This window comes from Clostridium puniceum (assembly GCF_002006345.1).
Classification (GTDB): domain Bacteria; phylum Bacillota; class Clostridia; order Clostridiales; family Clostridiaceae; genus Clostridium; species Clostridium puniceum.
The window spans coordinates 86089-108391 of the sequence record NZ_LZZM01000212.1 but is presented as its reverse complement, the minus strand read 5'-3'; the positions used below and the strand labels follow the sequence as shown (position 1 = coordinate 108391).

The 22303-nt window shown below is 32.7% G+C and carries 26 protein-coding genes and 1 pseudogene; 16 read left to right on the top strand and 11 right to left on the bottom strand.

Features of this window, described 5'->3' with window-relative positions; all coding sequences use genetic code 11:
* Nucleotides 1–151: 151 nt before the first annotated feature.
* From CLPUN_RS22100 to CLPUN_RS22085, 7 genes and pseudogenes are all read left to right on the top strand, one after another.
* Nucleotides 152–1284 (top strand): annotated as a pseudogene (locus CLPUN_RS22100) (tyrosine-type recombinase/integrase).
* Between the two features lies 1 nt (nucleotide 1285).
* Nucleotides 1286–1552: a hypothetical protein gene (locus CLPUN_RS29470; protein WP_341426366.1), complete on the top strand. Its 267-nt coding sequence runs from the start codon at nucleotides 1286–1288 to the stop codon at nucleotides 1550–1552.
* Nucleotides 1553–1615: 63 nt separating this feature from the next.
* Complete coding sequence (locus CLPUN_RS29465; RefSeq protein ID WP_341426364.1) at nucleotides 1616–2191, top strand: hypothetical protein; 576 nt, start codon at nucleotides 1616–1618, stop codon at nucleotides 2189–2191.
* Between the two features lie 101 nt (nucleotides 2192–2292).
* The gene (locus tag CLPUN_RS29460) at nucleotides 2293–2742 is read left to right on the top strand and encodes a tyrosine-type recombinase/integrase (protein WP_341426362.1); all 450 of its coding nucleotides are present in this window, start codon (nucleotides 2293–2295) and stop codon (nucleotides 2740–2742) included.
* The gene (locus CLPUN_RS29455) at nucleotides 2732–3091 is read left to right on the top strand and encodes a hypothetical protein (RefSeq protein WP_341426359.1); all 360 of its coding nucleotides are present in this window, start codon (nucleotides 2732–2734) and stop codon (nucleotides 3089–3091) included. Before CLPUN_RS29460 ends, CLPUN_RS29455 begins: the two co-directional genes overlap by 11 nt.
* A gap of 1 nt (nucleotide 3092) precedes the next feature.
* Nucleotides 3093–3467, top strand: a complete 375-nt coding sequence (locus tag CLPUN_RS22090) for a DUF6262 family protein (protein WP_077849386.1) — start codon at nucleotides 3093–3095, stop codon at nucleotides 3465–3467.
* A 105-nt stretch (nucleotides 3468–3572) separates the two neighbouring features.
* Entirely contained in the window at nucleotides 3573–3950 is a 378-nt protein-coding gene (locus CLPUN_RS22085; protein WP_077849385.1) for a MerR family transcriptional regulator, read from the top strand.
* A 308-nt stretch (nucleotides 3951–4258) separates the two neighbouring features.
* On the opposite strand, the gene proB is transcribed toward CLPUN_RS22085, so the two are convergent.
* From proB to CLPUN_RS22070, 3 genes are all read right to left on the bottom strand, one after another.
* Complete coding sequence (gene proB, locus CLPUN_RS22080; protein WP_077849384.1) at nucleotides 4259–5065, bottom strand: glutamate 5-kinase; 807 nt, start codon at nucleotides 5063–5065, stop codon at nucleotides 4259–4261.
* 36 nt (nucleotides 5066–5101) lie between these two features.
* Nucleotides 5102–6088, bottom strand: a complete 987-nt coding sequence (locus CLPUN_RS22075) for an ornithine cyclodeaminase family protein (protein ID WP_077849383.1) — start codon at nucleotides 6086–6088, stop codon at nucleotides 5102–5104.
* Between the two features lie 230 nt (nucleotides 6089–6318).
* Complete coding sequence (locus CLPUN_RS22070) at nucleotides 6319–7197, bottom strand: DMT family transporter (protein ID WP_077849382.1); 879 nt, start codon at nucleotides 7195–7197, stop codon at nucleotides 6319–6321.
* Between the two features lie 150 nt (nucleotides 7198–7347).
* On the opposite strand from CLPUN_RS22070, the gene CLPUN_RS22065 reads away from it, so the two are divergent.
* The 5 genes from CLPUN_RS22065 to CLPUN_RS22045 all read left to right on the top strand — a co-directional run bounded on the left by CLPUN_RS22065 (nucleotide 7348) and on the right by CLPUN_RS22045 (nucleotide 10706).
* The gene (locus tag CLPUN_RS22065) at nucleotides 7348–8238 is read left to right on the top strand and encodes a LysR family transcriptional regulator (protein WP_077849381.1); all 891 of its coding nucleotides are present in this window, start codon (nucleotides 7348–7350) and stop codon (nucleotides 8236–8238) included.
* A gap of 6 nt (nucleotides 8239–8244) precedes the next feature.
* Nucleotides 8245–8541: a transposase gene (locus CLPUN_RS22060; protein ID WP_077849380.1), complete on the top strand. Its 297-nt coding sequence runs from the start codon at nucleotides 8245–8247 to the stop codon at nucleotides 8539–8541.
* Between the two features lie 201 nt (nucleotides 8542–8742).
* Nucleotides 8743–9099, top strand: coding sequence for a hypothetical protein (locus tag CLPUN_RS22055; protein WP_077849379.1), 357 nt, complete (start codon nucleotides 8743–8745; stop codon nucleotides 9097–9099).
* Nucleotides 9100–9349: 250 nt separating this feature from the next.
* Nucleotides 9350–9589 carry a transposase zinc-binding domain-containing protein gene (locus CLPUN_RS22050; RefSeq protein ID WP_077849378.1) on the top strand — a complete coding sequence of 80 codons (240 nt, stop codon included), beginning with the start codon at nucleotides 9350–9352 and terminating at the stop codon, nucleotides 9587–9589.
* A gap of 133 nt (nucleotides 9590–9722) precedes the next feature.
* The gene (locus CLPUN_RS22045; RefSeq protein WP_077849377.1) at nucleotides 9723–10706 is read left to right on the top strand and encodes a patatin-like phospholipase family protein; all 984 of its coding nucleotides are present in this window, start codon (nucleotides 9723–9725) and stop codon (nucleotides 10704–10706) included.
* An 806-nt stretch (nucleotides 10707–11512) separates the two neighbouring features.
* Here the strand turns inward: CLPUN_RS22045 and CLPUN_RS22040 are convergent.
* The 5 genes from CLPUN_RS22040 to CLPUN_RS22020 form a co-directional block, all read right to left on the bottom strand.
* A complete protein-coding gene (locus CLPUN_RS22040; protein ID WP_077849376.1) occupies nucleotides 11513–14101 on the bottom strand; it encodes an ABC transporter permease in 2589 nt (862 codons plus the stop codon).
* Nucleotides 14098–14781: an ABC transporter ATP-binding protein gene (locus CLPUN_RS22035; RefSeq protein ID WP_077849375.1), complete on the bottom strand. Its 684-nt coding sequence runs from the start codon at nucleotides 14779–14781 to the stop codon at nucleotides 14098–14100. The genes CLPUN_RS22040 and CLPUN_RS22035 overlap by 4 nt, the downstream gene beginning before the upstream one ends.
* A gap of 82 nt (nucleotides 14782–14863) precedes the next feature.
* Nucleotides 14864–15853, bottom strand: coding sequence for a sensor histidine kinase (locus CLPUN_RS22030; protein WP_077849374.1), 990 nt, complete (start codon nucleotides 15851–15853; stop codon nucleotides 14864–14866).
* A complete protein-coding gene (locus CLPUN_RS22025) occupies nucleotides 15840–16526 on the bottom strand; it encodes a response regulator transcription factor (RefSeq protein WP_077849373.1) in 687 nt (228 codons plus the stop codon). The genes CLPUN_RS22030 and CLPUN_RS22025 overlap by 14 nt, the downstream gene beginning before the upstream one ends.
* Nucleotides 16523–16717 carry a helix-turn-helix domain-containing protein gene (locus tag CLPUN_RS22020; protein WP_077849372.1) on the bottom strand — a complete coding sequence of 65 codons (195 nt, stop codon included), beginning with the start codon at nucleotides 16715–16717 and terminating at the stop codon, nucleotides 16523–16525. Before CLPUN_RS22020 ends, CLPUN_RS22025 begins: the two co-directional genes overlap by 4 nt.
* Nucleotides 16718–17802: 1085 nt before the next feature.
* Here CLPUN_RS22020 and CLPUN_RS22015 point away from each other — a divergent pair.
* The 4 genes from CLPUN_RS22015 to CLPUN_RS22005 all read left to right on the top strand — a co-directional run bounded on the left by CLPUN_RS22015 (nucleotide 17803) and on the right by CLPUN_RS22005 (nucleotide 20532).
* The gene (locus CLPUN_RS22015) at nucleotides 17803–18267 is read left to right on the top strand and encodes a hypothetical protein (RefSeq protein WP_077849371.1); all 465 of its coding nucleotides are present in this window, start codon (nucleotides 17803–17805) and stop codon (nucleotides 18265–18267) included.
* Nucleotides 18254–18403 (top strand): hypothetical protein, encoded by a 150-nt coding sequence (locus tag CLPUN_RS27815; protein ID WP_158078822.1) that lies wholly within the window; start codon nucleotides 18254–18256, stop codon nucleotides 18401–18403. The genes CLPUN_RS22015 and CLPUN_RS27815 overlap by 14 nt, the downstream gene beginning before the upstream one ends.
* A gap of 26 nt (nucleotides 18404–18429) precedes the next feature.
* The gene (locus CLPUN_RS22010) at nucleotides 18430–18570 is read left to right on the top strand and encodes a cyclic lactone autoinducer peptide (protein ID WP_077849370.1); all 141 of its coding nucleotides are present in this window, start codon (nucleotides 18430–18432) and stop codon (nucleotides 18568–18570) included.
* A 96-nt stretch (nucleotides 18571–18666) separates the two neighbouring features.
* On the top strand, nucleotides 18667–20532 hold the full coding sequence (locus CLPUN_RS22005; protein WP_077849369.1) for a sensor histidine kinase: 1866 nt from the start codon (nucleotides 18667–18669) through the stop codon (nucleotides 20530–20532).
* A 143-nt stretch (nucleotides 20533–20675) separates the two neighbouring features.
* On the opposite strand, the gene CLPUN_RS22000 is transcribed toward CLPUN_RS22005, so the two are convergent.
* The 3 genes from CLPUN_RS22000 to CLPUN_RS21990 all read right to left on the bottom strand — a co-directional run bounded on the left by CLPUN_RS22000 (nucleotide 20676) and on the right by CLPUN_RS21990 (nucleotide 22247).
* On the bottom strand, nucleotides 20676–20924 hold the full coding sequence (locus CLPUN_RS22000) for a hypothetical protein (protein ID WP_143329103.1): 249 nt from the start codon (nucleotides 20922–20924) through the stop codon (nucleotides 20676–20678).
* On the bottom strand, nucleotides 20878–21198 hold the full coding sequence (locus CLPUN_RS21995; protein ID WP_077849367.1) for a winged helix-turn-helix transcriptional regulator: 321 nt from the start codon (nucleotides 21196–21198) through the stop codon (nucleotides 20878–20880). The genes CLPUN_RS22000 and CLPUN_RS21995 overlap by 47 nt, the downstream gene beginning before the upstream one ends.
* A gap of 611 nt (nucleotides 21199–21809) precedes the next feature.
* Nucleotides 21810–22247, bottom strand: coding sequence for a MarR family winged helix-turn-helix transcriptional regulator (locus CLPUN_RS21990; RefSeq protein WP_077849366.1), 438 nt, complete (start codon nucleotides 22245–22247; stop codon nucleotides 21810–21812).
* Nucleotides 22248–22303: the final 56 nt, after the last annotated feature.

Below are 22303 nucleotides of genomic sequence, written 5' to 3'. Positions count from 1 at the left end.
TTAGATAACTAAATAATACTTATAGTATTTTATGTACTACTTTTATATATGAATATAACTTTAATTACTATAAAAATAGTTAGAATAATTTAAGTTGTTATAGTAAAACCTATGGTTAGATTAAAAAGACTATAGGAATGGATATAGAAAGATGGAAGTAGTTAAGGTAAGAACAGAAGATGATAAAGAGAGATATTTTGTAGCTGATGATGAGGGGGTGCCTATTGAACCAATATTAAAGTTTATAAGGTTTAAAGATAATACTAACTTCGCAAGAAATACTTTAAGAATGTATTGCCAACATTTGAAGTTATATTTTGAATATTTAGAGCAAAGGGAATTAGATTTTCAAGAGGTAACAATAGATGATTTAGCTTTGTTTGTGAATTGGTTACAAAATCCTTATAAGAGTTTGAAAGTAATACCTACTAATAAAGTAAATTCAGCAAGAAGCCCAAGAACTATAAATATTGTAGTAAATACAGTTTTAGCATTTTATAACTATATTTTAAGACATGAGGAATATAGCAATAATATTTCAATTTCAGATAGGCTTAAAAAGTTTGTATCTGCTCCTAGTAGAAATTTTAAAGGTTTCTTGTATGGAATAGCTATGAACAAAAGAAGGTTACAAGTAATATATTAAAGCTTAAAGTTCCTAAATCCAAACCTAAAACTTTAACTAAAGAAGAAATAACAATACTTATAAATACTTGTAATAATTTCAGAGATAAGTTCTTACTTTCATTGTTATATGAAACCGGCATACGCATCGGCGAAGCCTTGTCATTATTGATTGAGGATTTTGATATTAGCGATATGATAATTGACCTTAAAGACAGAGGTGAACTTGAAAACAATGCTGAAATAAAGACGGTTTCAAGTCCAAGAAGAATAGATATATCACAGAATTTAGCTGATATGTTTATGGAATATATAGCTGAATATCATACTGAAGAAGTTGAAACTAATCATGTATTTATAAAAATAAGTGGTGATAATCAATATAAACCAATGAACTATATTGATGTTGATAATTTATTTAGAACATTAAAAAAGAAAACTGAAATACATGTTACGCCACATATGTTTAGGCATAGCTCACTAACTATTCTTAGAATGGCTGGATGGGAACCCGAATTATTAAGAGTAAGAGCTGGTCATAAAAATATTTACACTACTATGCAAACTTATATTCATCCTTCGGATAAAGAAATAACGGAAGAGTTTAATAAAACTCAGCCTAATCTAAATTTAGATATTTATAGCGAAGGAGATGAATAAGGTGAAGATACAAGAGGTTAAAAGTAGTCAACAAAGCAAGTATCAGGAGATAATTGAATATTTAAAGCAAGATAATGGATATTGGTTAGAGAATGATAAGTGGGATTTAACTAAAGAGTTCTTTATAGGAAAAAAGATTTATAATTCAAGATATATAAATTATTCTTATATTTGCAATAAGTCTTTACAGAATGAGATGAAATTCTTTATTTTATATTCAATAAAGAATAAACTACTAAAAAAAGAAACTATATTAGATTATTCTTAGAGAATTAATCCATTAGGGAGTTTTTTAGATAAACATTATCAAGTAAAATCATTTAATGAAGTCGTGACGCAGAAGTTCTTAGATAAATGGAAACTTTATTTATTAAATTGTATCTGTTCTAATGAAACATTAGAATCACCAAGTGGAAAGTCTTGTTATATATCATCCATAACTCAGTTTATAACATTTATCAAAGATTTTTATGATGATAGGGAAGAAACTGAAAAAAGTATATGGTATTCAAAGAACATTAAAGGTGCTAAAATCCCTGCAAGTGGAGTAACAAATCGTTCAAATGGTAGATTAGATTTTACACTTAGTATACTTATTTATTATAGAGATACTGTAAAAAGATATTTTAAAACCATAATTACTAAAAAGAGTTGGAATCATTGTGTTCAGATATTAAATGATTTAAATTACTTTTTTGATAAGTTTTATTTAAATGGATACACAGATGGATTTATTGAAAATCTATCAAGACAAGATATTGAGAATTACTTATATTGGGTAAACAATGACCATAAATCTAAAAATGCTACCTATAAAAGTAAGTTTATATCTTATATGAGAACATTTTTAGAATATATACAAATGGCTCAATATGATAAAGCCCCTAAAAAGAAATTTCATTTTTAATATTTCAAGATGATATTCCTAAAAGAGAATTAAATAAAGATGAAGTTAAAAAAGCTAAATTTGTTCCAGAACCTATTTTAAAACAGTTAGATAATAATATTATGGAATTAGATAGACCACAGTTCATACCTATTTATATTCTACTTCGTGAAACGGGGTGGCGTGGAACTGATATTCTAAATCTTAGACATCATAATTGTCTTGAACAAATATGGAATAGTAAAGAGAAACAATATAATTATTATCTTTGTGGTGAGATAACTAAAACAGAGATAGCACAACTTAAAATACCCATAAGAGATGAAGTTGCTGAGATGGTTCAAAAAGCCATTAATAAAGCTAAAGAATTAAGCACTAATGAAAATAATCCTAACAAGTATTTGTTTAATACTTATGAAGGAAAATTAAAAGGGAAACGGTTAGCGAAAGCAACTTTATTATACACAATTAAAAGATTAATAGAACAAAAGGATATTAGAGATGTCAATGGTGAGTTATATCATTTTAAACCACATTCACTACGTCACACTAGGGCAAGGTATGGGAATTAGTATTATACAGCAAATTTTAGGTCATAGAAGTCTTCAAATGACAGTTCATTATGCAACTGTAACGGAAAATATACCTTATGAAAAATGGAAAAACACTGAGGATTTAGAGTTATTTAAAGTTGATACTAAAACTAACGATCTTGAAAAGATTGATTTAAGCTCTGATGCTGGTGAAAATCTAATTAGATATGAATATGTTAAAAAGCAAATTGACATTAGTGAAAGATGTGGTAGAGAACTTTGGGCTGAAAAGAATAAAACTTATTTAAAACTATTAGAAGATACATTGATAAGAGTTAAAGAGCACAAGTTGATTCATAAAAATGGCAAGTCTAGGGAGGACGCTTAAGATGGCTGGAAGTACAAAAGGATTAAAGGAATTTGCTCAAAACAAAACTAAAATCACATTAGAAAAAGTAGATAAAGCCATCCGAGAGTTATCGCTTGGCGAACAGAAAATTAACTTTAATAGTGTATCTAACTTAAGTGGTGTATCTAAGACTTTTCTATATAACAATTCTGAAATCAAGCTAAGAATTGAAGAGTTGAGAGATAAGCAAATTGAAAAAGTTATAAAACAGAGACTTAAATATGATAAAACTGATAAATCGAAAGATATTATCATAATGGCTAAGGATAAAAAGATTAAAGAATTACAAGAAGAAAATAGAAAACTCAAGGAACAATTAGAAGTTCTTCGAGCAAAATTATATTTAATGAATTAGTTAAATTATAGACTACATTGTTTATATGTAGTCTATGTATAAAATAAATAAAATCAATCAGTGTACAAGCAAGTACACTAGATATTATAAGGAAAGTGATATATTATGAAATATACAATTAAAGAAGTTTCGGAGAAAACAGGCATATCTCCATATACATTGCGTTTTTATGAGAAAAAGGGAATATTGCCTAATGTCCAACGAGATGTGAACGGGGTACGCATGTTTGATGATGATCATATCATTTGGATTGAAATGGTGCAAGCCTTGCGTTCAACCAATTTGCCTTTATTAGAAATTAAGCAATATTTGGAACTTTACAATCAAGGGAGCAAAACGTTACAACAAAGAAAAGTAATGCTAACACAGCAAAAATTCGAAGTGGAGAAGCAAATATCATGCTTAATGAAGGCATTAGAAAGAATAAACTATAAATTGGCGTTAATTGATGTTCAAGAAAATAAATATGATAAGATGCCATAAGAAGAACAATGAAAATAATCCTTTAGACAGAAAAAATACGATTACTTAAGTGTTCCACAAAAAGGCAATTGGCCCCAAATCACGTCACTTCGGTCCAAATTAGTACGAAGTGACCAATGATCTTATTCAACAAATATTTAAGAGAAAAAAGGGGGTGTACTTATAACTCATAATAGCGAGCAATTTTGATATAGCGAAGCAATTAAATCTAATTCATGTTTGCCCGAAAAAGAATAAACTACATTAAATTCGATATATACTCTAAAACAGGTTCCTAAAGCAACCCCCTCTAAAATAGAGTAAAATAATTAAAAGTCTGATTTATTGCCGATAAAAAGTGTCCCAACACTTCTGCCTTTGACGATTTCATACAAAGCGGAAGGATTTTTACCGTTTGTAATGATAGTGTCAATCCCCTGTGCAGTTGCCAGCTTTGCCGCTTGCAGTTTCGTTTTCATACCACCTGTACCACGCCGAGAGCCAGCACCTCCGGCTAAGGATAGCACGTCCTCGCCTATTGTATTAATTTGTTCTATTAACTTTGCGTTAGCGTGAAGCCGAGGATCACTATCATAAAAGCCATCAATATCTGATAGAATAACAAGTTTTTGAGCTCTACATAATATGGCGACAACAGCAGAAAGCATATCATTATCACCAAATATTTTATCTTCTGACTCAATTTCGGTATAGCTAACCGAATCATTTTCATTAACAACCGGGATAATGCCCATTTCAAGCAAAGTGTCAAACGTGTTTGTCAGATTTTCCTTCTTTTCCTCAATTTCCATGTCCTCAGCATTGAGCAGGATTTGGGCTGTGGTCTTGTCATAATCATTGAAAAATTTATCATACAAGAACATAATACGGGATTGTCCAACTGCTGCGGAAGCCTGTTTCAAACGTAGAGTTGTAGGCCGTGTTTTCATTTGGAGCTTGTTTGCACCCACAGCAATCGCTCCAGAAGATACTAAAACAATTTCATAACCCATGTTATGAATATCGGATAATGCACAGACAAGTCGGTCAAAGGAGCGCAAGTCATTTTGACCTGTTTCGTTTGTCAAAGTGGAAGTTCCTACTTTGATAACAATTCTATTTTTATACAAACTCATATTACACCTCAATTTTATGAAGATATTATTAAAAACTCATTCCCATAACAATCCATATCCTTTGATTTTTCCTTTATCAAAGATATGTTTTGCTGTCACTAAATCTTGGGCCGAAATTCCAACAGACTTAAATATGATGATTTCTTTATCATTTTCCCGCCCCACTATTTTATTGCAAATGACCTCGCCCAATTCTCCAGTAAACTTATTCTTGGTAATTGTGCCGTTATTTAGCGGAATTATAATATCACCAGATTCAGATAATACTGCTTCTTGTGAATCAAAATAAATTTTAGAAGCTCTCGCCAGCAAAGACGGTGGCAATTCTTGCATGTGCGGTTGATAGGAACCAATACCGCATATAGTTGCACCCGATTTAATTTTCTTTTCATCAAAGACAGGCTTAGTGGAAGGCGTTACAGTTATAATGACATCAGCATCTTCAACAGCAATATTGGCATCAGAAACAGCAATAATTTTCGTACCATAATGGTCAAATTGTGTTTTCATTTGCTGTGCGAACGCTTTCGTACGTTCATAGTCAATACCCACAACATGTATTTCTTCTAGTTTTCTTGCAACAATCATGGCTTCTAGTTGGGTCGGAGCCTGTCCTCCTGTTCCAATCAAAGCTCCCTTTTTACATTCTTTCTTTGCAAGAATATCCAATGCTGCACCAGAAGCTGCACCTGTTCTCAATTTGGTTATATAGCTACCATCAAGGATTCCCTCAATAACACCTGTTTCCGCATTCATGATCAGAATTTGAGCATCAATAGATGGAAGTCCCTTTTGGATATTTGCCGGAAACACACTTAATACTTTTACGCAAGCAACATTTTCATCTGCACAGTAGGAAGGCATACACAAAAAAGTTCCATTTCCTCTTTCTTCCACAATATGTGTTCGGAGAGGGACTTGAACTTTATTCATTGAAAAAAGTTCAAAGGCATCTTTAACTGCACTTATACTATCTTGCAATGAAAAAAATTGTTGAATCATCGTTTGGGATAGTAATAACATAAAAAATCCTCACTTTCTAAATAAAAAAATATTATTACCTCAACATTTAATAGATAAGGTAGTACCAATCTACGTTAATTTAGCCTTAATACAGGCACATTATAACTTGATAACAGCGGAGATGTATTTTCTTTTTTACTTCTAAAGTATACCATGCCGCAATGAATTATAAAAACGAATATTTATCATGTATTTCATTACAATATCGCATACATAAAATATATTGTAACTTATGATATAATGCTTTTTACTCTTGATTTACCAGTTTCACTTATCCAAATGGAACCCAACAACAAGATGGCTCCGAACAATTGCTGTAATGTCATTTTTTCTCCCACTATCAAAACCGAAATCAATAATGATGTAAGTGGATCAATATAACTTAGTACGGCAATACTTTGGGCTTTTAGTCCTTTCATTCCGATGAAAAACAGATAAAGTCCAATGCCCCCATGAAGGACACCTAGCATAAGCATCAATATAACCGTTTTACTTGTGACAGAAGAAAAACTGAAGCCCTCTGTGAACAATACAAAAGGAGTTAATAACGTAATAGACAAAACAATTTGTACAAGTGTAATTGTCAATCCATCTAGTCTAAGGATAAATTTATTGGTCAGTGTCATTGCAGCATAGAAACACGCCGCAATTAATCCATAACCAATACCAACCAAATCATTCGCAGTGGTTTCCCCTGTACTGTTTTTCAATATCAAGAATAAACCCAGTAAAGCAACACCTATACATAGCACCTTTTTAAGTGAAACCTTTTCTTTCACAACCAAAGGAGAAAGGATTATTACTAGAACTGGCGCAAAATAATAGCTTAGTGCTGCATTCGCAATTGTTGTTTCCTTGTACGCCTGAAATAAAAAAATCCAGTTCCCACTTAATGCAACTGCTGAAATAATTAAAGCAACAGAATTTTTCTTTACAATTTCCCACGATACTTTTTGCTTCTTGCATTTAAAAATAGTAAATAAAAATATTGCTCCAATCAGACATAAAAATAACGCTATTTTACTGGAAGACATATCTATGTATTTTATAAAAACGCCAACTGCACCTACAATAATCATCGACATCACAAAATACAATTTTTCCTTCACATTTATCCCTCTTTCTACTAATATTATATGCTCATATAAATTCACTTGATTATACGGCATATATAAGATATCATATATTCAAAGATTACAAAAGAGAATTTTCATCATAAATAACATTACAAAATCAGATGATAAGAAAGGGAACATCGTATGGATATGAACATTCAAAAATACATGGCTTTTGCTAAGACTGTCGAATATGGTAGCTTTACAAAAGCAGCAGAAGTATTGAATTATTCTCAATCCGGCATCAGCCGAATGATTAATGATTTGGAAAAGGAATGGAAAGTGTCGCTTCTTGAGCGTGGACGTGCTGGTGTACGCCTGACTTCTGATGGATTAAAACTATTGCCGTTTGCTAAAAATGTATGTGACGAGTATCTAAAATTACAGATACAAGTAGATGAACTGAACGGTTTGCAGTCGGGGTTAATTCGTATTGGTACATTTTCCAGTGTAGCTACCCATTGGCTTCCGAATATTATCAATGCGTTTCAAAAGGATTATCCCAATATTGATTACGAGTTTTTATTGGGTGACTATACAGAAATTGAAAATTGGATTTTAGAGGGGCGCGTGGATTGCGGTTTTCTCCGGATTCCTGTACATCCGGAATTTGAATCGATATTTTTGGAGCAGGATAAATTACTTGTTGTTTTGCCTGAAGATCACCCGATGGTCGACTGTGAACGATTTCCTGTGCAAGCATTAAATGATTATCCTTTCATGCTTGTAGAAAAAGGGGCTAAGGCTGAGATATCGGAAATATTTCAAAAATGTAATATTCAGCCAAAAATACATTTTAAAACATGGGATGATTATGCCATCATGTCGATGGTCGAAAGTGGATTGGGTATCAGCATTTTACCGGAGCTTATTTTGAAACGTACTCCATACCGAATCATAGTAAAGGAGTTGGACATACCTGCATACCGTAAAATTGTTCTTGCAATGAGAGATAAAAAATCTGCATCGCTTGCGGTAAAGCGTTTTTTGGATTATCTTATCTACAGGAATAACTCTAAAAAAGAAAAGGAGTAACAACTATTGACTGATATAGTTTCTGATTTTAGAACACTATTAAAGAATAAAATCTCTGAAAAGTTAGATAATTGGTTAAATAGAGCCTCAAATTTAAATATTAGAGAAATTAACTCATTTATTAATGGAATTAAAAGAGATATAAATGCTGTCAAAAATGCAATAATTTATGATTATAATAATGGATTAGCGGAAGGTAGTGTAAATAAATTAAAGGTAATTAAGCGCATTATGTATGGCAGATGTAGTTTTGCTTTGTTAAGAAGCAAAATTCTAAATCTCGAATACCTAAAATTCAACTAACATTGGAAAGAACCACTTTCATATTAACATTTACAATCAAATCTATGTATAACTTTTGAAAGAATTAGAAGCACGCAGTCTGTGAAGCGATTTCTTTATATTTCATTTAAATCTAAAAAAATTTTATTCTTTCTAAGAAATCTAAAAAATTAAGTTATTATATGTTATATCATAAAAAAATATAACAAGGAGAACGAAGAAATGAAAAGAAAGAACTTATTGAGATTAAAAAATGACAAAATGAGATTTAAATTAATTAAAAGCATTTATAATGGACCAATTGTATTAAAAACAATAGAAGAAGGAGGAAATATTTATGTAGTTGAGAAAAAAGAGACTGCAAAGTGGATGAATGTATTAGAATTTGGTTTAGTTACAACAGTTGTAACTAATAGAGTTTTGAAATTTTTTAAAAATTATGAGAAATATTTTAGAGGTGCTAAAGTAATTATATTGTATCCCAAAAAGGAGAGAGAATTTGCTGAAAAAATAGAGAAAAAATTAGGAGAATACACTTGCAATATAATGGTTGCGTTGATAGATGATGTAGAGTTGTAGTAAAACATAGCATTATATCAATTTTCAGTATTATATAAAACAAAAGTGTATAAAGATAATATAATTATACACAAAAAAATAATGTATATTATTATAAATAATAGGTTAATAATTTAAGAATGAAATACAAAGGAGTATTTGAATTAAATATAAAAAAATTTCATCATCAAGATAGGGTGATGATTTTTTTTATTCTCTAGGAAATTATATTGTTGGACAATCTGTGGATAACTAATAAAATATAGATATTATGATGAAAGAGAAAATAACAGTAAAAGACATATTAAATGATAACTATAATGATTTCAAAAATAAATATTGGAATAAGGTGCCGAAATATATGCGAAAGCATATTGATGAAGCAGTAAGTAAGGCTTTAAAGTGTAGTGATATTAAGTATGGATTTGCAGAATATAAGTGTGAAACATGTGGAGAGAGCACAAAAGTTCCATTTAAAAATACCAAAAAGGCGATAGAATCAATTGATTAAGCTGATTTATTGAGCTTAATCAAACTATTGTTCTAAAATAAAACTTTTATTAGTAGGATTTTTTATTATACAATGATTATATTAAATGAAATACTACTATTAGATTAAAAATTAAGAATAGGAGTGATAAGTTATGCTAAAATGCGATGCAGTATTTCAAGGTGGAGGGGTTAAAGGAATAGGTCTTGTTGGCGCTGTAAAAGCTATTGAAAAAAAATATAATTTTGTTAATTTAGTTGGTAATTCAGCAGGTGCAATTGTAGCTTCATTACTTGCTGTAGGATATACTGGTGAGGAAATTGAGCATGAACTTAAAAATTTAAACTATCTTAAATTTAAAGATGAAACACTTATTGATAAAATGGGCATACCAGGTAAGATTTTGAGTACAGTATTGGAATATGGAATATATGAAGGTAATTATTTTAGAGACTGGATTGAAGAATTATTTAAAGCAAAAGGTAAAACTACTTTTGGAGATATAAGAATGAATGATTCAACAGATGAGAAATACTCTTATAAATTCAGTGCAATTTCATCTGATTTAACAGAAAAAAAGATGATTGTAATACCTCAAGATTTAAAATATTTTGGTTTCGATCCCGATAAATTTAGTATTTCTTTAGCTGTAAGAATGAGCATGAGTATACCTTTATATTTTGAACCAGTTAAATTGCAAGATACCACTGGCAAAACTCATTATATTGTTGATGGTGGTGTTTTAAGTAATTATCCAATATGGCTTTTGGACGATGGTAGCAACAATCCGAAATGGCCTACAATCGGATTCAAGTTTTTTGAAAATACAAGAGAAGTACAACAAAGCAACAAAGACCATTCAATTTCATCTATTCTAGAGTATTGTGAAGATTTAGTAGATACTATGTTAAATGCGCATGATAAACACTATATTTCTACACTTAAGGGAGATTTTGATAGAACCATTATGATTCCTACTGAAATTAACATAGACGGAAAAAATAAAAAAATAAATACAACTTATTTTGATATTACCCAAGAGGAGAGTAATGCTCTTTTATTAAATGGATATAATGCAGCAGAAAAATTTTTAGAAACTTGGGATTTCGATTTATGGAAAGAAAAATTTAGAAGTTAATATATTAATTTTGATTAATATTTATTTTTTCGTGAGTTAGTTTGTTAGAGAATCTACGAAATTAAAATTACTCTAAATGTTGAAAGAATAATATAAAAACTGTGTTGACAGATATGAAATTTAAAGTTCGCAGTACTATATTTGTTAAGCATGTTAACTATTGCTAGACTATTTTTACAGCTACTTATATTCGCGAATTTTAGCAAATTAATCAATTTTACTAAAACTCTTAATTGTGTATGAACAGTTCTAGTCTATATAACAATTATAATATTACCTAATGGTGATTATGTAATCTGTAATGTACATTTTTCAGCAGAAGAAGAGAGAATTATTCAATATTTCTTTAAATACTGCGATAATCTCATCTTATTCTGATTACCAAGCTATATTCAAAATACTATAGATAAAAAATACGAGCTTCAATAGCTGGCAAAGGCGGTTCAATTATCTTTTTTCAAAAATAGATTAATCCTTTTAAAAAAGTTCCACCATATAATAAAATTTAATCGCAAATATTATTTTACAAATTACTAAATTTGAAACAGGACAGAGAAAGAATGAGTTTGTTTTGATTGTTATTTCAAAACCGCCGCATGGCCACATTTTAGCCGCAAAACATCATCTGACACAACTGCGTTTTTTTATTACCGCAGGGTAGCATTCCTTTGTAATTTACATTACTTCTGCAGGATGAATTCTATATTTTCAAGGTCTAAAGCGCCTTTCGGGAAGATTGCGAATCACTTGAACTCAATCACACAGATGTTTTTTTGATTTTATATCAAGTTAATATAGGTTTTGAATCAAGTCATATCATCCCTAAGAGCGTCAATGATATTTTCTTTTTTTATCTTGCTAATGGCATACAGCATTGTAATGAACACGATAAAGAGTACGCTGAACACGCTAATTGCCATACTGACCCATGGGAATACAAAATCGAAGTTGTCAATCTTTTCTACGGTCACCAACCCTTTGTAAATCAGCCACGAGATGATTCCCGCTATTGGAAGCCCGAATAGCAACGTTCTCATGCCATAAAAGACACACTCAAAATTCATCATCTTTTGGAAATCACGTTCAGACATCCCCACAGAGCGTAGCATGGCAAGCTCCCGCCTGCGCAGCCTGATATTAGTGGAAATGGTGTTGAACACATTGGCAACCGCAATCAGCGAAATCATGATGACAAAAACATAGGTGAAAACATCAATGACAAATGTTAGACTACGGTATTGTTCAACTGTAGTGTACACATTGTGCAGGTTATACGCAGATGTAATTCCTGCATATTGAATCATTGCTTCCATTTTAGCCACTGATTGCGAAGGATTCTTTGACAGAAAGCTTAGGCCTATACCCGAATGTGTATCTGGGGTTTCAAACTTCTCTTTGAGCGAATAGGGGGCCACCACCATAAAAACGTATGAATTTTTCTCAGAAGATTGCTTTGAGAGCGGATCCACTGGGTACGTATCTACAAACGTAATGTTTATGCTTTGCCCATGTTCCATCTTCGGCTTGTCATTTGTTTCGGGAGCGACATTGAAAGTCATGGAACGACTCACAAACATATCAAACACTTCGCTCGGTCCGTCTTTCTTGGCAACCCGATTTTTGGCAACGGCAATCATTTTTGCGTTCTTCCCGGTATATTCTTCTGCAGACAAGCCTAATTTTTTGATAAAACTCAGATATTTGCTGTCCTCAATAAACTGGATGTCCATTGGTAGATGAACTGTTTCATCCGGTGCAACATAATTCGCATATTCCTGGTAAGGGTCTAAAAAATCACTTGCCTTAACTGTACATGAATACGCCAAAATCGCTTGGTACGAGCTTTCGTAAACTCCATCTGCAGTTTTTAGTTTGTCGTAAAGCGGGAACATTTCACTGTCGTTCATGTCCTGAGTGGTAAAAACGATGTCATAGTCAAAGTCCATTATGGACCGTTCTGCAAGCCGTTTCAGAGTTGCTCCAAAAGCACTTCCAGATACAAACAGCACGACGCTTAAAACAAGGGATAGCACAATACTGTTATAGCGTTTTTTGTTTCTCTTAAAATTCTTTAGTGCAAGAGTTCCCTCCAAACCGTAGAGACGCTGTGCGAACTTTGACGTTTTCACGGCCTTCGATTCGGTTTTGACCTCGTTAGTCTGGCGAATACTATCCATTATGGGAGTGTTTGCGGCTTTCCTGGCCGGAATATATGCTGAAATCAAAATAGTAACCAAACTGACCGCTACCGCTGCGATAATGGCTGAGACAGACACTGACAAAGTTAAAGGCACGGTGATTGGCATAATGTTCCCCAAATTTCCAGCAATAATAGGAATTAAAAGCCCAATACTGCCTATGCCAACTATAACCCCAATGGGTATGCCGATTGCGCCAATGCAAAGTCCCTCAAACAGCACTGAATTTCGCAGCTGTTGTGCTGTGGCTCCAATAGATGAAAGAATCCCGAACTGCCGTGTGCGTTGGTTAAGCGAGATGTTGAACGAGTTATAAATTAGAAAAATCGAGCCTACCATTATTATGGAAACTAAAATGCCGCCAACCGTGTACAGAAGCGCATTGAACAGTTTATTGTCCGAAAGACCCATGAAGCGCAACACATTATCGTTAAAGGCATAGCTATGGGGTCCGGCTGTGGTGCTTGCGTAAGATTGAACTCCACGCGGATTTTTAAGCGTGACAAATATGCTGAAGCTATCCACTTGGCTTGCTGTATCTGCTTTCGTTATCAAGGTGTATCCAGGTGCGGAATGTTCCTCAAAACCCGGTCTTTCGCAGATACCCACAACCGTGTAGGTTCTCTCTGCTTTTGGGACAAGAACTTCTTTGCCCTCTCCCGATTCTCCCCCGGACAGATAAGGGTGGTGTTGACTGAGATTCTTGTTTCCATCAATGCGGCTTCCAACAGGAAGTGAAAGCTTGTCGCCCACCTTGAATCTAACGCCGCCCTTTGCGGCAACGTGGGCTGGGATAAGAATCTCCCCGCTGTTTTCCGGCAGTCTGCCTGAAATCAGAGTTATGGGCAAGGTATCAAAGGCTTCCTTGCTGAATCCGGCGATAAAAAGATAGGGCTTTTCGGGGCTTTTTCCGCCGTCAAGCGTTGCATAGCCGATATTTTCAAATACTGCCGTGTTTGAAACTCCATTGTCGTGGGTTCGTTCCTGCACGAAAGAGGAATCAACATCCAAAAACTCAACGTGCCAACCGCCGTATTTCCCAATAGAACCGTTTACCAGAAACTTTAACAAGGAAGTACCAAAGGTAGCGACTGCCGTAATCATGGCGGCGGACAGAATAACTCCGATAATCGTGACAATAGTTCGTGTACGGCTTTTTTTCATGCCTTGCAGGGTAACTTTGTTGAAAATATTCATGGTCTCACCCTCTCGTCTCGTACTACCTTGCCGTCTGATATGCCGATAATGCGGTCTGCTTGTAAGGCGATATTTTCGTCATGGGTGACGACGATAAGGGTCTGCCGATATTTTTTATGGCTTAATTTCAGCAGATTGATGATTTCATGTCCATTTCGGCTGTCCAAACTGCCAGTGGGTTCGTCAGCAAGCATGACCGCCGGGGCATTCATCAAAGCGCGTCCTATGGAAACACGCTGTTGCTGACCACCAGAAAGCTGATTAGGTAAATGGGTTTTACGGTCTTTTAACCCAAGCAGATCCAACAAGTCATTTAGCCGTTCCTCGTTGACCTTACGCTTGTCCATAAGTATAGGCAAGGTGATGTTTTCCACTACATTCAGAGTGGGAATCAGGTTGTGAAACTGATAAATCAGTCCGACCTGTCGCCTGCGGAAAATGGCGAGCTTTTCATTGTTTTGGGCATATACATCTTGGCCGTCCAAATACACCTTTCCGCTTGTCGGCACGTCTACGCCCCCGATGATGTGAAGCAATGTGGATTTGCCGGAGCCAGAGGAGCCGATGATTGCGGTAAACTCCCCTTTTTCGATTGTAAGAGAAACATGGTCAAGCGCAGTAACCTGATTTTCGCCCTTACCGTAGAACTTGCATAAATTTTCGATTTTTAAAAACTCCATTAAGTGAGTCTCCTTTCTCATGTTTTACCCATATAATAGAACCTTCAACTTACATCTCTGTGACTTTCAGGTGAGAGATTCGTCACTTTGGGAAACGAAGGGAAAATATCGCGCCGCCCTGCGGGTGATTTTTGGCGGTAATCGTTCCTCCCTGCCGTGTTATAATCATCTTGCAGAGAGCCAATCCGATCCCGTATCCTGTAGCGTTTTGTTTTTTCCCACGATAGAACCTGTCAAACAGGCAGGGTAAATCTTCTTTTTCAAAGCCTGCGCCGCTGTCGTGGATGGCAATCTCGGTAAACAGTGGGGTGTCCGTGCAGACAATCTCAATCCTCCCGTTCTCGCCTGCGCTTTCCATGCAATTTTTGAGGATGTTTTGAATTGCTTCTGAAAGCCAACCAGAATCGCCCTGAATGGTTATCCCTTTCGGTACGTCTATTTGCAAAGCAATATCGTGTAGCTCCATTGGGATCAAAAACGGGTGAAGCGCAGCGCTTATCAAAGTATTCACATCTATCTGCTCGCCTTGGAAAACCACAATGCCAGCGTCTAGGCGGGATAATTTCAATAGGGAAGTAAGCAGCCAATCCATCTGTACAAACAATTCCTTTGTTTCCCGTATCAATGCTTTCCGTTCATTTTCGTCAGAGTTATTCTCTAACAATGACAGAATAAGGTTCACGGATGTGAGAGGGGTGCGGAGTTGGTGGGCTATGTCAGCTAGCGAATCGGCAAGATGTTCTTTTTCTTTTTTCAGTGCATCGTTTTGCTCCCGAATACGCAACGTCATTTTTGTTATCTCGCTTTGCAAAATAGAAAGTTCGCCCTCGTCCGATTCACCAATATACAGATGGTCAGCGTTATGAAGCAAAAGGTCGATTTGATCTGAAATCTGCGCAATGCTTTTATATCGGGCTCTGGTAAACGCAAAAAATGCTGTTCCAAAGGCGGCGGCAGAAGCAATGGCAAGGATTCCAGCTAACCTATTAATTGCAAATCCCAGCGTTATAGTGGTGGCAGCTATTAAGGAGAACAAAATTGCAAGCTGCCGAAACTCTCTATTCCGAAGCATACCCCTCCCCCAATCTATATCCAGTCCCGCGAACGGTCAGAATGATTTGCGGGCTTGCGGGGGTGAGCTCTATCTTCTCCCGCAGGCGTTTGATGTACACGGTCAATGTATTGTCATTGACGAACTCGCCCGCAGCGTCCCATAATTCGTCAAGCAGCCTGCCCCTTGTGATAATACTTTTTGGGTTGTTAATAAACACCAACAACAAGCGGTATTCTAAGGCTGAAAGAAAAACCTCGCTGCCGTCCTTTTTCACGATGCCGCTTGTCATATCGACATGAAGCCCGCAGATTTCAAAAGCCGATGGAGAATGTCCGCTTTTCCGCAGGGCGGTTCTGATTCGTGCGATCAGTTCACGCGGACGAAAGGGCTTGGTGATATAGTCGTCCGCGCCCATGTTCAGTCCGGTAACAACACTCGCCTCATCGCCAGAAGCTGTCAGAAAGATAACGGGAACATCTTGCGTTTCTTTGATTTCCGTGCAAACCGTAAAGCCATTTCCGTCAGGCAAAGAAATATCAATCAACGCCAAGTCGAATTTATTCCCAGCAAGTACGGCAAGGGCTTCACTTCGGGTAGGGGCATGAGTGACTGTAAATCCCTCCGAGCGGAGCAGAAGCACAAGGTTTCTGGCGATTGCCTTATCGTCTTCAACCAAAAATATCCGTTTCATTTATTTTCACCATCCTTTACTTTAATGCTCCTGTATCGTCCGTCAGCTGGTTTTTCAGCGCCAACCGGAACAAACCATGTATTTCCCATTTTTTTAGCTTCCTTAATCCGTCTAGCAGAGCAATGGTATACTACCATTCTGTCTGTGATTCCCCAATTTTTCGCTGCTTCTTTTGTCGTTATATAATTCATGCATAACACCTCTATAATTTTAGTATATTTCTTTTGACAGAAATATACAAGCTGAAGTATAAAACAAAAATACGGGAGCGTGAAAAGGAGTTCACGCTCCCGCACAGGCTAAAGATGTTAGGCGGCGTTAAAGGTCAGTATTCCGATAATCAGCTTGGTATCCAGTCTGCTCCGCAATCCCTCGTCAACACATAAATAGGGCTGTCTGTTTTTGCCGTACAGTCGCCTTGCGTACAAGTAAATTTTAATGTCTAGCCTTTTGCTATTTGGCGTACACTAATAAAAAACTCATGTCATTAATAAAAAAGGTCATGTCGAAAGTTAATAATTTTTAATCAGAAAATTATTAAAAGTGCCTGGCTTTTTGATATGAATTCATATTTCAGCAATGACTCTACAAGAGAGACCAGAAAAACCGCTCATACTTGTAGGAATTGAGAAAAATAACAGATTATTAAAAAATATTAAGGGGAAATACTATTTAAAAATTGTATTTGTATTGTGTTATTTTATTAAAAACAAGTAGTGAAAAAAATAATAAAATGCTAAGAAATGCGTGAATTCTTATTCATAAAATCTTTAATGTGTTTATATAGGTAACACTTTAAAACAATTTTATAAGAATTAGAGGTGTTTGTTGAGAGTTAATTTTTAAATTTATAAATAAGTGTTTGAAATAGTCTAGAGTATAAATACTTACTTGGGGTATTTTGATCGAACTTTACTCAAAACCTACATATGTGTATTCTCATAAAAATCTCGTATCAGTAATAAAAAACTCATGTTAATCATAAAAAAGTTATGTTAGAAGTCAGGAATTTTTAATCAGAAAATGATTAGAAGTCCTGGCTTTTTTTCATGCGAAGCATGTTAAGATTGACAGCAGTCCTTAAAAATAGATTTTTAAATAGAAGAATGCCTGCCGTCCCTTTAAAAGTAAATAATTATATTTTAATAATATATTTGGGAAAATAGTTAAAAAAAGAAGGAACTTACAAAATAGTAGCGAATATTATCAATATAATAGCTTCAGCTTAATTAATGAATAAATTTATGTTAACTGTTAAAAGAATAGGAGGCATAACATGTTAAAACTTACTTACATAGAGTTCTTTCTTAGAACTCTACCTGAAATTTTTATATTGGTTTATGGAATACATATACTTTCAAAAAAATCTATTGATATAAAAAAATATATATTTTGTAGTATCGTTTTATCTATATTAACATTTTTTGTAAGATGGCTTCCAATATATTTTGGTGTTCATACAATAATTGATATAATTTTAACAATAAGCATGATGTTTATTATAAAAATCACCCTAATGACTTCTATATACAATACTTTTGTAATGTATTTTTTGCTTTCTATTAGTGAATTTATAAATATGGGGGCATTAAGATTACTAAACATAAATACAAGTATTGATTTTTATAGTCCTTATCAAAAGTGTATACTTGGTTTACCATCTTTAATCATCGTATTTTTATTTATAATAATAAGCAAATATATAAGTAAAAGGGGTGCAATTCAAGATGTCTATAATTGAGAAGATGGCAATTGGAATAGATAATAATGCTAAGTTACTTTTAAATGCTGATGAAGATAAAGAAAAAATTATTAGTATGAAGATTAGAAAACAATTCAAAAAGAAATCTATTACAAAAAATAGATTTTATTTTTAAATACATTATGAAAGGAGATGAAAGTAATGGTAAATTATCTTAAAAAATCATTGACTAGTTTTATTTCAGCGATTTGTACACAGATGGCATTTACAGTTTCAGCATCAGCATGCAATTGGAGTTCATTTCAACCAGAAGAACCAAAATGTTTAAGAAATAAAGAATAAAATTTAATCTAAGTGACATATGAAATAAAAATTGTTAATTACCAATATTAACAATTTTTATTTCATGTTTTTTATACTATTCTAGGAGGTCCTTTTATGAATGTCTCAATAAATCAAAACAATTTATCAAGCACATTATGTATTACAAAAGTTTCAATAATAATTTTTATTAGTATTATAGTATATATTAACTTACCTAAATATTGGATTGATTTAAATATAAAAAATAATGGAGAATTTACATTTTATTCATCAGCTATTCTTTTGACTATAATTGGTATAATAATACTAAGTTGTAAAATAAGTAGTTATAATATATATCAATCACTAAATAAATTCAGAATTTCATGGCTTTTAGAAAATATTTTTTTTATGGCCATAATTTCTTTACCAATGTATTTATTTACAAAGTATGAAGGAGAATATAAGTATCTATTTCTTTTATTAATAGTAGTATCAGCTATGCAATATGGTTCTTACTATGGAATGATTACTTCGTTTGTTTCATCATTATCTATACTTGGGGTTGATTTACTATATGCGCCAATAGAAGATGGAATTAATGTATATTTTCAAAAGGATTTAATATTGGTAGGTATATTTATTTTTGTTGCATTGATACTTGGATATTATGTTGATATGGAATTAAAAAATAATAAAACGAAAGATGATACTCTTAATATGCTAAGTAGTGAATTAGAGGAAAAGGATGAGCAAACAAAAGAAATGGAAGCTTTATTATTAAATAATAAAATTTGTTATGACATGTTATTTGAAAATTCATTAAACGCAATTATTGTACATAGAAATGGAATTATTATATATGCCAATGAAAGTGCAGCTAAATTATTAGGATATGAGAATTCGAGAAATTTAAATGGAAAAAATCTTTACAATCATTACGTAGCAGATCCAGAGTTGAGACTTCAAAAGAAATACTCATATATTGCTTATAATAGGCTATCAAAGATTATAGAAGAAGAAAATATATTAAAATGTAATGGTGAATTTGTTCCTGTGGTTAATACATCATCTTTTTTTACTTATAAAGGACAGCCTTCAATAATGACATTTTTGCGTGATATAACTTCTGAAAAGATGGTCAAATCTTTACAAGAAGATATGGAAAAACAATTAAAATCACTTAATGAATCAAGAGAATTTAATAATCTTGTAATGAATTTTTTTATAAACATGTCTCATGAACTCAAAACTCCAGTTAATGTAATTTATTCAGCTATCCAAACAATTAATATTTATTTTAGTAACTATCAATTCGAGAATATAGATAAATGTGAATCATACTTGAAAACAATAAAACAAAATTGTTTAAGAATGATTAGAATAATAAATAATTTTTTAGATATAACAAAGCTAGATTATGATTTTGGTTTGATTAAGTTAAATAAAAGAAATGGTAACATTGTAAGTGTCATTGAAGAGATTACTCAATCTGTAGCTTTATATATAAAAAGCAAAAACATAAGCCTTATATTTGATACAGACGTCGAAGAAAAAATTATGGCATTTGATTATGATATGACCGAACGTATAATGTTAAATTTAATATCAAATGCTCTCAAATATAGTTACCCTAAAGGGCACATATATGTGAATTTTGAAGATAAAAAAACAAGTGTTATTATTAGAGTAAAAGATGAGGGAGAGGGTATTCCTAGAGATAAGCTTAATGTTATATTTGAACGTTTTGGGCAAGCAAATAATAGTCTTTCTAGAAAATGTGAAGGAACTGGAATTGGTCTATATTTAGTGAAATCATTTGTTGAAATGCATGGTGGAAAAATAAGTGTAACAAGTGTTGAGTCACACGGAAGCGAATTTACAATAGAATTACCAGTAGAATTAGTTAAAACAGAAGATTTTAAAGATAAGCTTTTATTTAAAAGTAATGTGGAGAAAATTGAGATAGAATTTTCAGATATTTATTCAATAACCAATTAAATAATATATAATAAATTTTCAACAATACAACATTATTAATATGGAGCAAGTAACAAAGTTTTTGAATTGAATGTGATTAGCCTAATAGTATAGGTATGAACATAATAGAGCCTGTCAAGAAGAAAAAATTCAATGTATAAATATTAAGAAAAATAAGTATTTACTTCTGGCGAAAGCATACAGAAATGTTTCATAAAAGCGTGTGCTGTCAGAGCTGTTGCTATTATAGTTATTGGTGCTTTGAAACCACCAGTATTGGGAGCATATGTTCTTACTGCAAGTGTAGCATTTGAAGAATTTTTTAAGAACTGCTTATCAAGTGAATCTTGAGATAAAGTATTAAATTTATGGAATATTATTTTTATAAGAAGTTCCCCATTCAACCATAGCATCAAGTATAGGCTTTAAACTGTATCCAAGTTCAGTTAGTGTATAGTCAACTCTTGGAGGAACTTCTGCATATACTTTACGAATTAGTAATCCTGACGCTTCCATTTCTCTCAAGTTTTGAGTAAGGACTTTTTGGGTTATTGATCCAACGGATTTCTTTAATTCACCAAAACGCTTTGTCCCTTCAAGTAAATCCCTCATTATTAATACCTTCCACCTATTGCCTATAAGCTGCAAAGTCATTTCTACAGGACAAGCAGGTAATTCCTTAGCCAGCTAAACATACTTCCTTTCTTAATGGTTTCTTATTGGATACTATAGCACTTTTTAGTGATTACTTTACATTAGATACTATAGAAATTATTATAAAATTAAAGAATAAGCAAAGCAATACAAATTTAATTGCTATAGATTAGAGGAAATTTTTAATGAAAATTTATATTTTGTTATTTTATAAATAAAGTTAAAAATTTAACCCAAACTGATTTTTTAAAAGCACTTATAAGAATTATAATAAAACCACCAAGTATTAATTTGCCTATAGAGTAGCAAGAGTAGTTTCATCTCTTAATAGATGTATTATAGGAAGGGTAAAGCATTATATATGACCAAAAGGGCTATTACTTGCTGCTGATACGGTGAATCGTACCATAAAATAAATGAGAATAATGGTCTTGGTGCTTGATTTTACTTATGATATGGTATTTTTATGATGTAAAATACCGTATCATAAGTAATAAAATATTTTATAATCAGAATTGCAATTTACAGAATACCTTAAAATTATTTTCCTATATTGAAAAAGTTGAATTTAATTGATAAACATTTTTTTTGCAGATTGCTGTAAAATTTCAATATACTTTTATAAAATAAGTTTAAAGTGAAAATTAAATTTTGCTTAGAATAGAGTTTAATTTTTCAAATGTTACTGCCAAATAAGCAATATTATCATCATCAAGCACTGAAATTCGATCTTTTAAAAGTGTGTTAATATATTCATTCTGCTTATCTAAAAAATCAATTCCATCATCAGTCAGTTTTATTATCATAGATCTTTTGTCTAATAAACTACTTTTTTTTGTAATAAAACCATGTTTTTCAAGTCTATCCAGTATAGGTGTAAGCTGTTGCTTTGAAATATCAATTTCTTTTGTAAGTGCACTTGCTGTCATTGGATTGTATCTTAGAATAGAAAGTGCATAGAAGTGAGTGGGACTTATTTCAGCCCTAATAATTGTTTCAGAAGGTTTCAATAATTTTTTCTGAAACTGCAATAAAAGCTTAAAAAGCTCGCTTGTTGTTTTAGATATATCTGTTTCTTTCATTTATTTCACCTCATAATTTATTTTTTATTGACAAATAGTAAATAATTATTTACTAT

Coding starts and splice junctions, on each gene's coding strand:
- CLPUN_RS29460 (WP_341426362.1), top strand. CDS start 2,293: ATGGAATTAGATAGACCACAGTTCATACCTATTTATATTCTACTTCGT.
- CLPUN_RS22075 (WP_077849383.1), bottom strand. CDS start 6,088: ATGTTATTACTATCCCAAACGATGATTCAACAATTTTTTTCATTGCAA.
- CLPUN_RS22040 (WP_077849376.1), bottom strand. CDS start 14,101: ATGAATATTTTCAACAAAGTTACCCTGCAAGGCATGAAAAAAAGCCGT.
- CLPUN_RS22065 (WP_077849381.1), top strand. CDS start 7,348: ATGGATATGAACATTCAAAAATACATGGCTTTTGCTAAGACTGTCGAA.
- CLPUN_RS22015 (WP_077849371.1), top strand. CDS start 17,803: ATGTTAAAACTTACTTACATAGAGTTCTTTCTTAGAACTCTACCTGAA.
- CLPUN_RS22000 (WP_143329103.1), bottom strand. CDS start 20,924: ATGCTATGGTTGAATGGGGAACTTCTTATAAAAATAATATTCCATAAA.
- CLPUN_RS22085 (WP_077849385.1), top strand. CDS start 3,573: ATGAAATATACAATTAAAGAAGTTTCGGAGAAAACAGGCATATCTCCA.
- proB (WP_077849384.1), bottom strand. CDS start 5,065: ATGAGTTTGTATAAAAATAGAATTGTTATCAAAGTAGGAACTTCCACT.
- CLPUN_RS22055 (WP_077849379.1), top strand. CDS start 8,743: ATGAAAAGAAAGAACTTATTGAGATTAAAAAATGACAAAATGAGATTT.
- CLPUN_RS22010 (WP_077849370.1), top strand. CDS start 18,430: ATGGTAAATTATCTTAAAAAATCATTGACTAGTTTTATTTCAGCGATT.
- CLPUN_RS29455 (WP_341426359.1), top strand. CDS start 2,732: ATGGGAATTAGTATTATACAGCAAATTTTAGGTCATAGAAGTCTTCAA.
- CLPUN_RS22035 (WP_077849375.1), bottom strand. CDS start 14,781: ATGGAGTTTTTAAAAATCGAAAATTTATGCAAGTTCTACGGTAAGGGC.
- CLPUN_RS27815 (WP_158078822.1), top strand. CDS start 18,254: ATGTCTATAATTGAGAAGATGGCAATTGGAATAGATAATAATGCTAAG.
- CLPUN_RS22025 (WP_077849373.1), bottom strand. CDS start 16,526: ATGAAACGGATATTTTTGGTTGAAGACGATAAGGCAATCGCCAGAAAC.
- CLPUN_RS22050 (WP_077849378.1), top strand. CDS start 9,350: ATGATGAAAGAGAAAATAACAGTAAAAGACATATTAAATGATAACTAT.
- CLPUN_RS21990 (WP_077849366.1), bottom strand. CDS start 22,247: ATGAAAGAAACAGATATATCTAAAACAACAAGCGAGCTTTTTAAGCTT.
- CLPUN_RS22090 (WP_077849386.1), top strand. CDS start 3,093: ATGGCTGGAAGTACAAAAGGATTAAAGGAATTTGCTCAAAACAAAACT.
- CLPUN_RS22045 (WP_077849377.1), top strand. CDS start 9,723: ATGCTAAAATGCGATGCAGTATTTCAAGGTGGAGGGGTTAAAGGAATA.
- CLPUN_RS22030 (WP_077849374.1), bottom strand. CDS start 15,853: ATGCTTCGGAATAGAGAGTTTCGGCAGCTTGCAATTTTGTTCTCCTTA.
- CLPUN_RS22020 (WP_077849372.1), bottom strand. CDS start 16,717: ATGAATTATATAACGACAAAAGAAGCAGCGAAAAATTGGGGAATCACA.
- CLPUN_RS22005 (WP_077849369.1), top strand. CDS start 18,667: ATGAATGTCTCAATAAATCAAAACAATTTATCAAGCACATTATGTATT.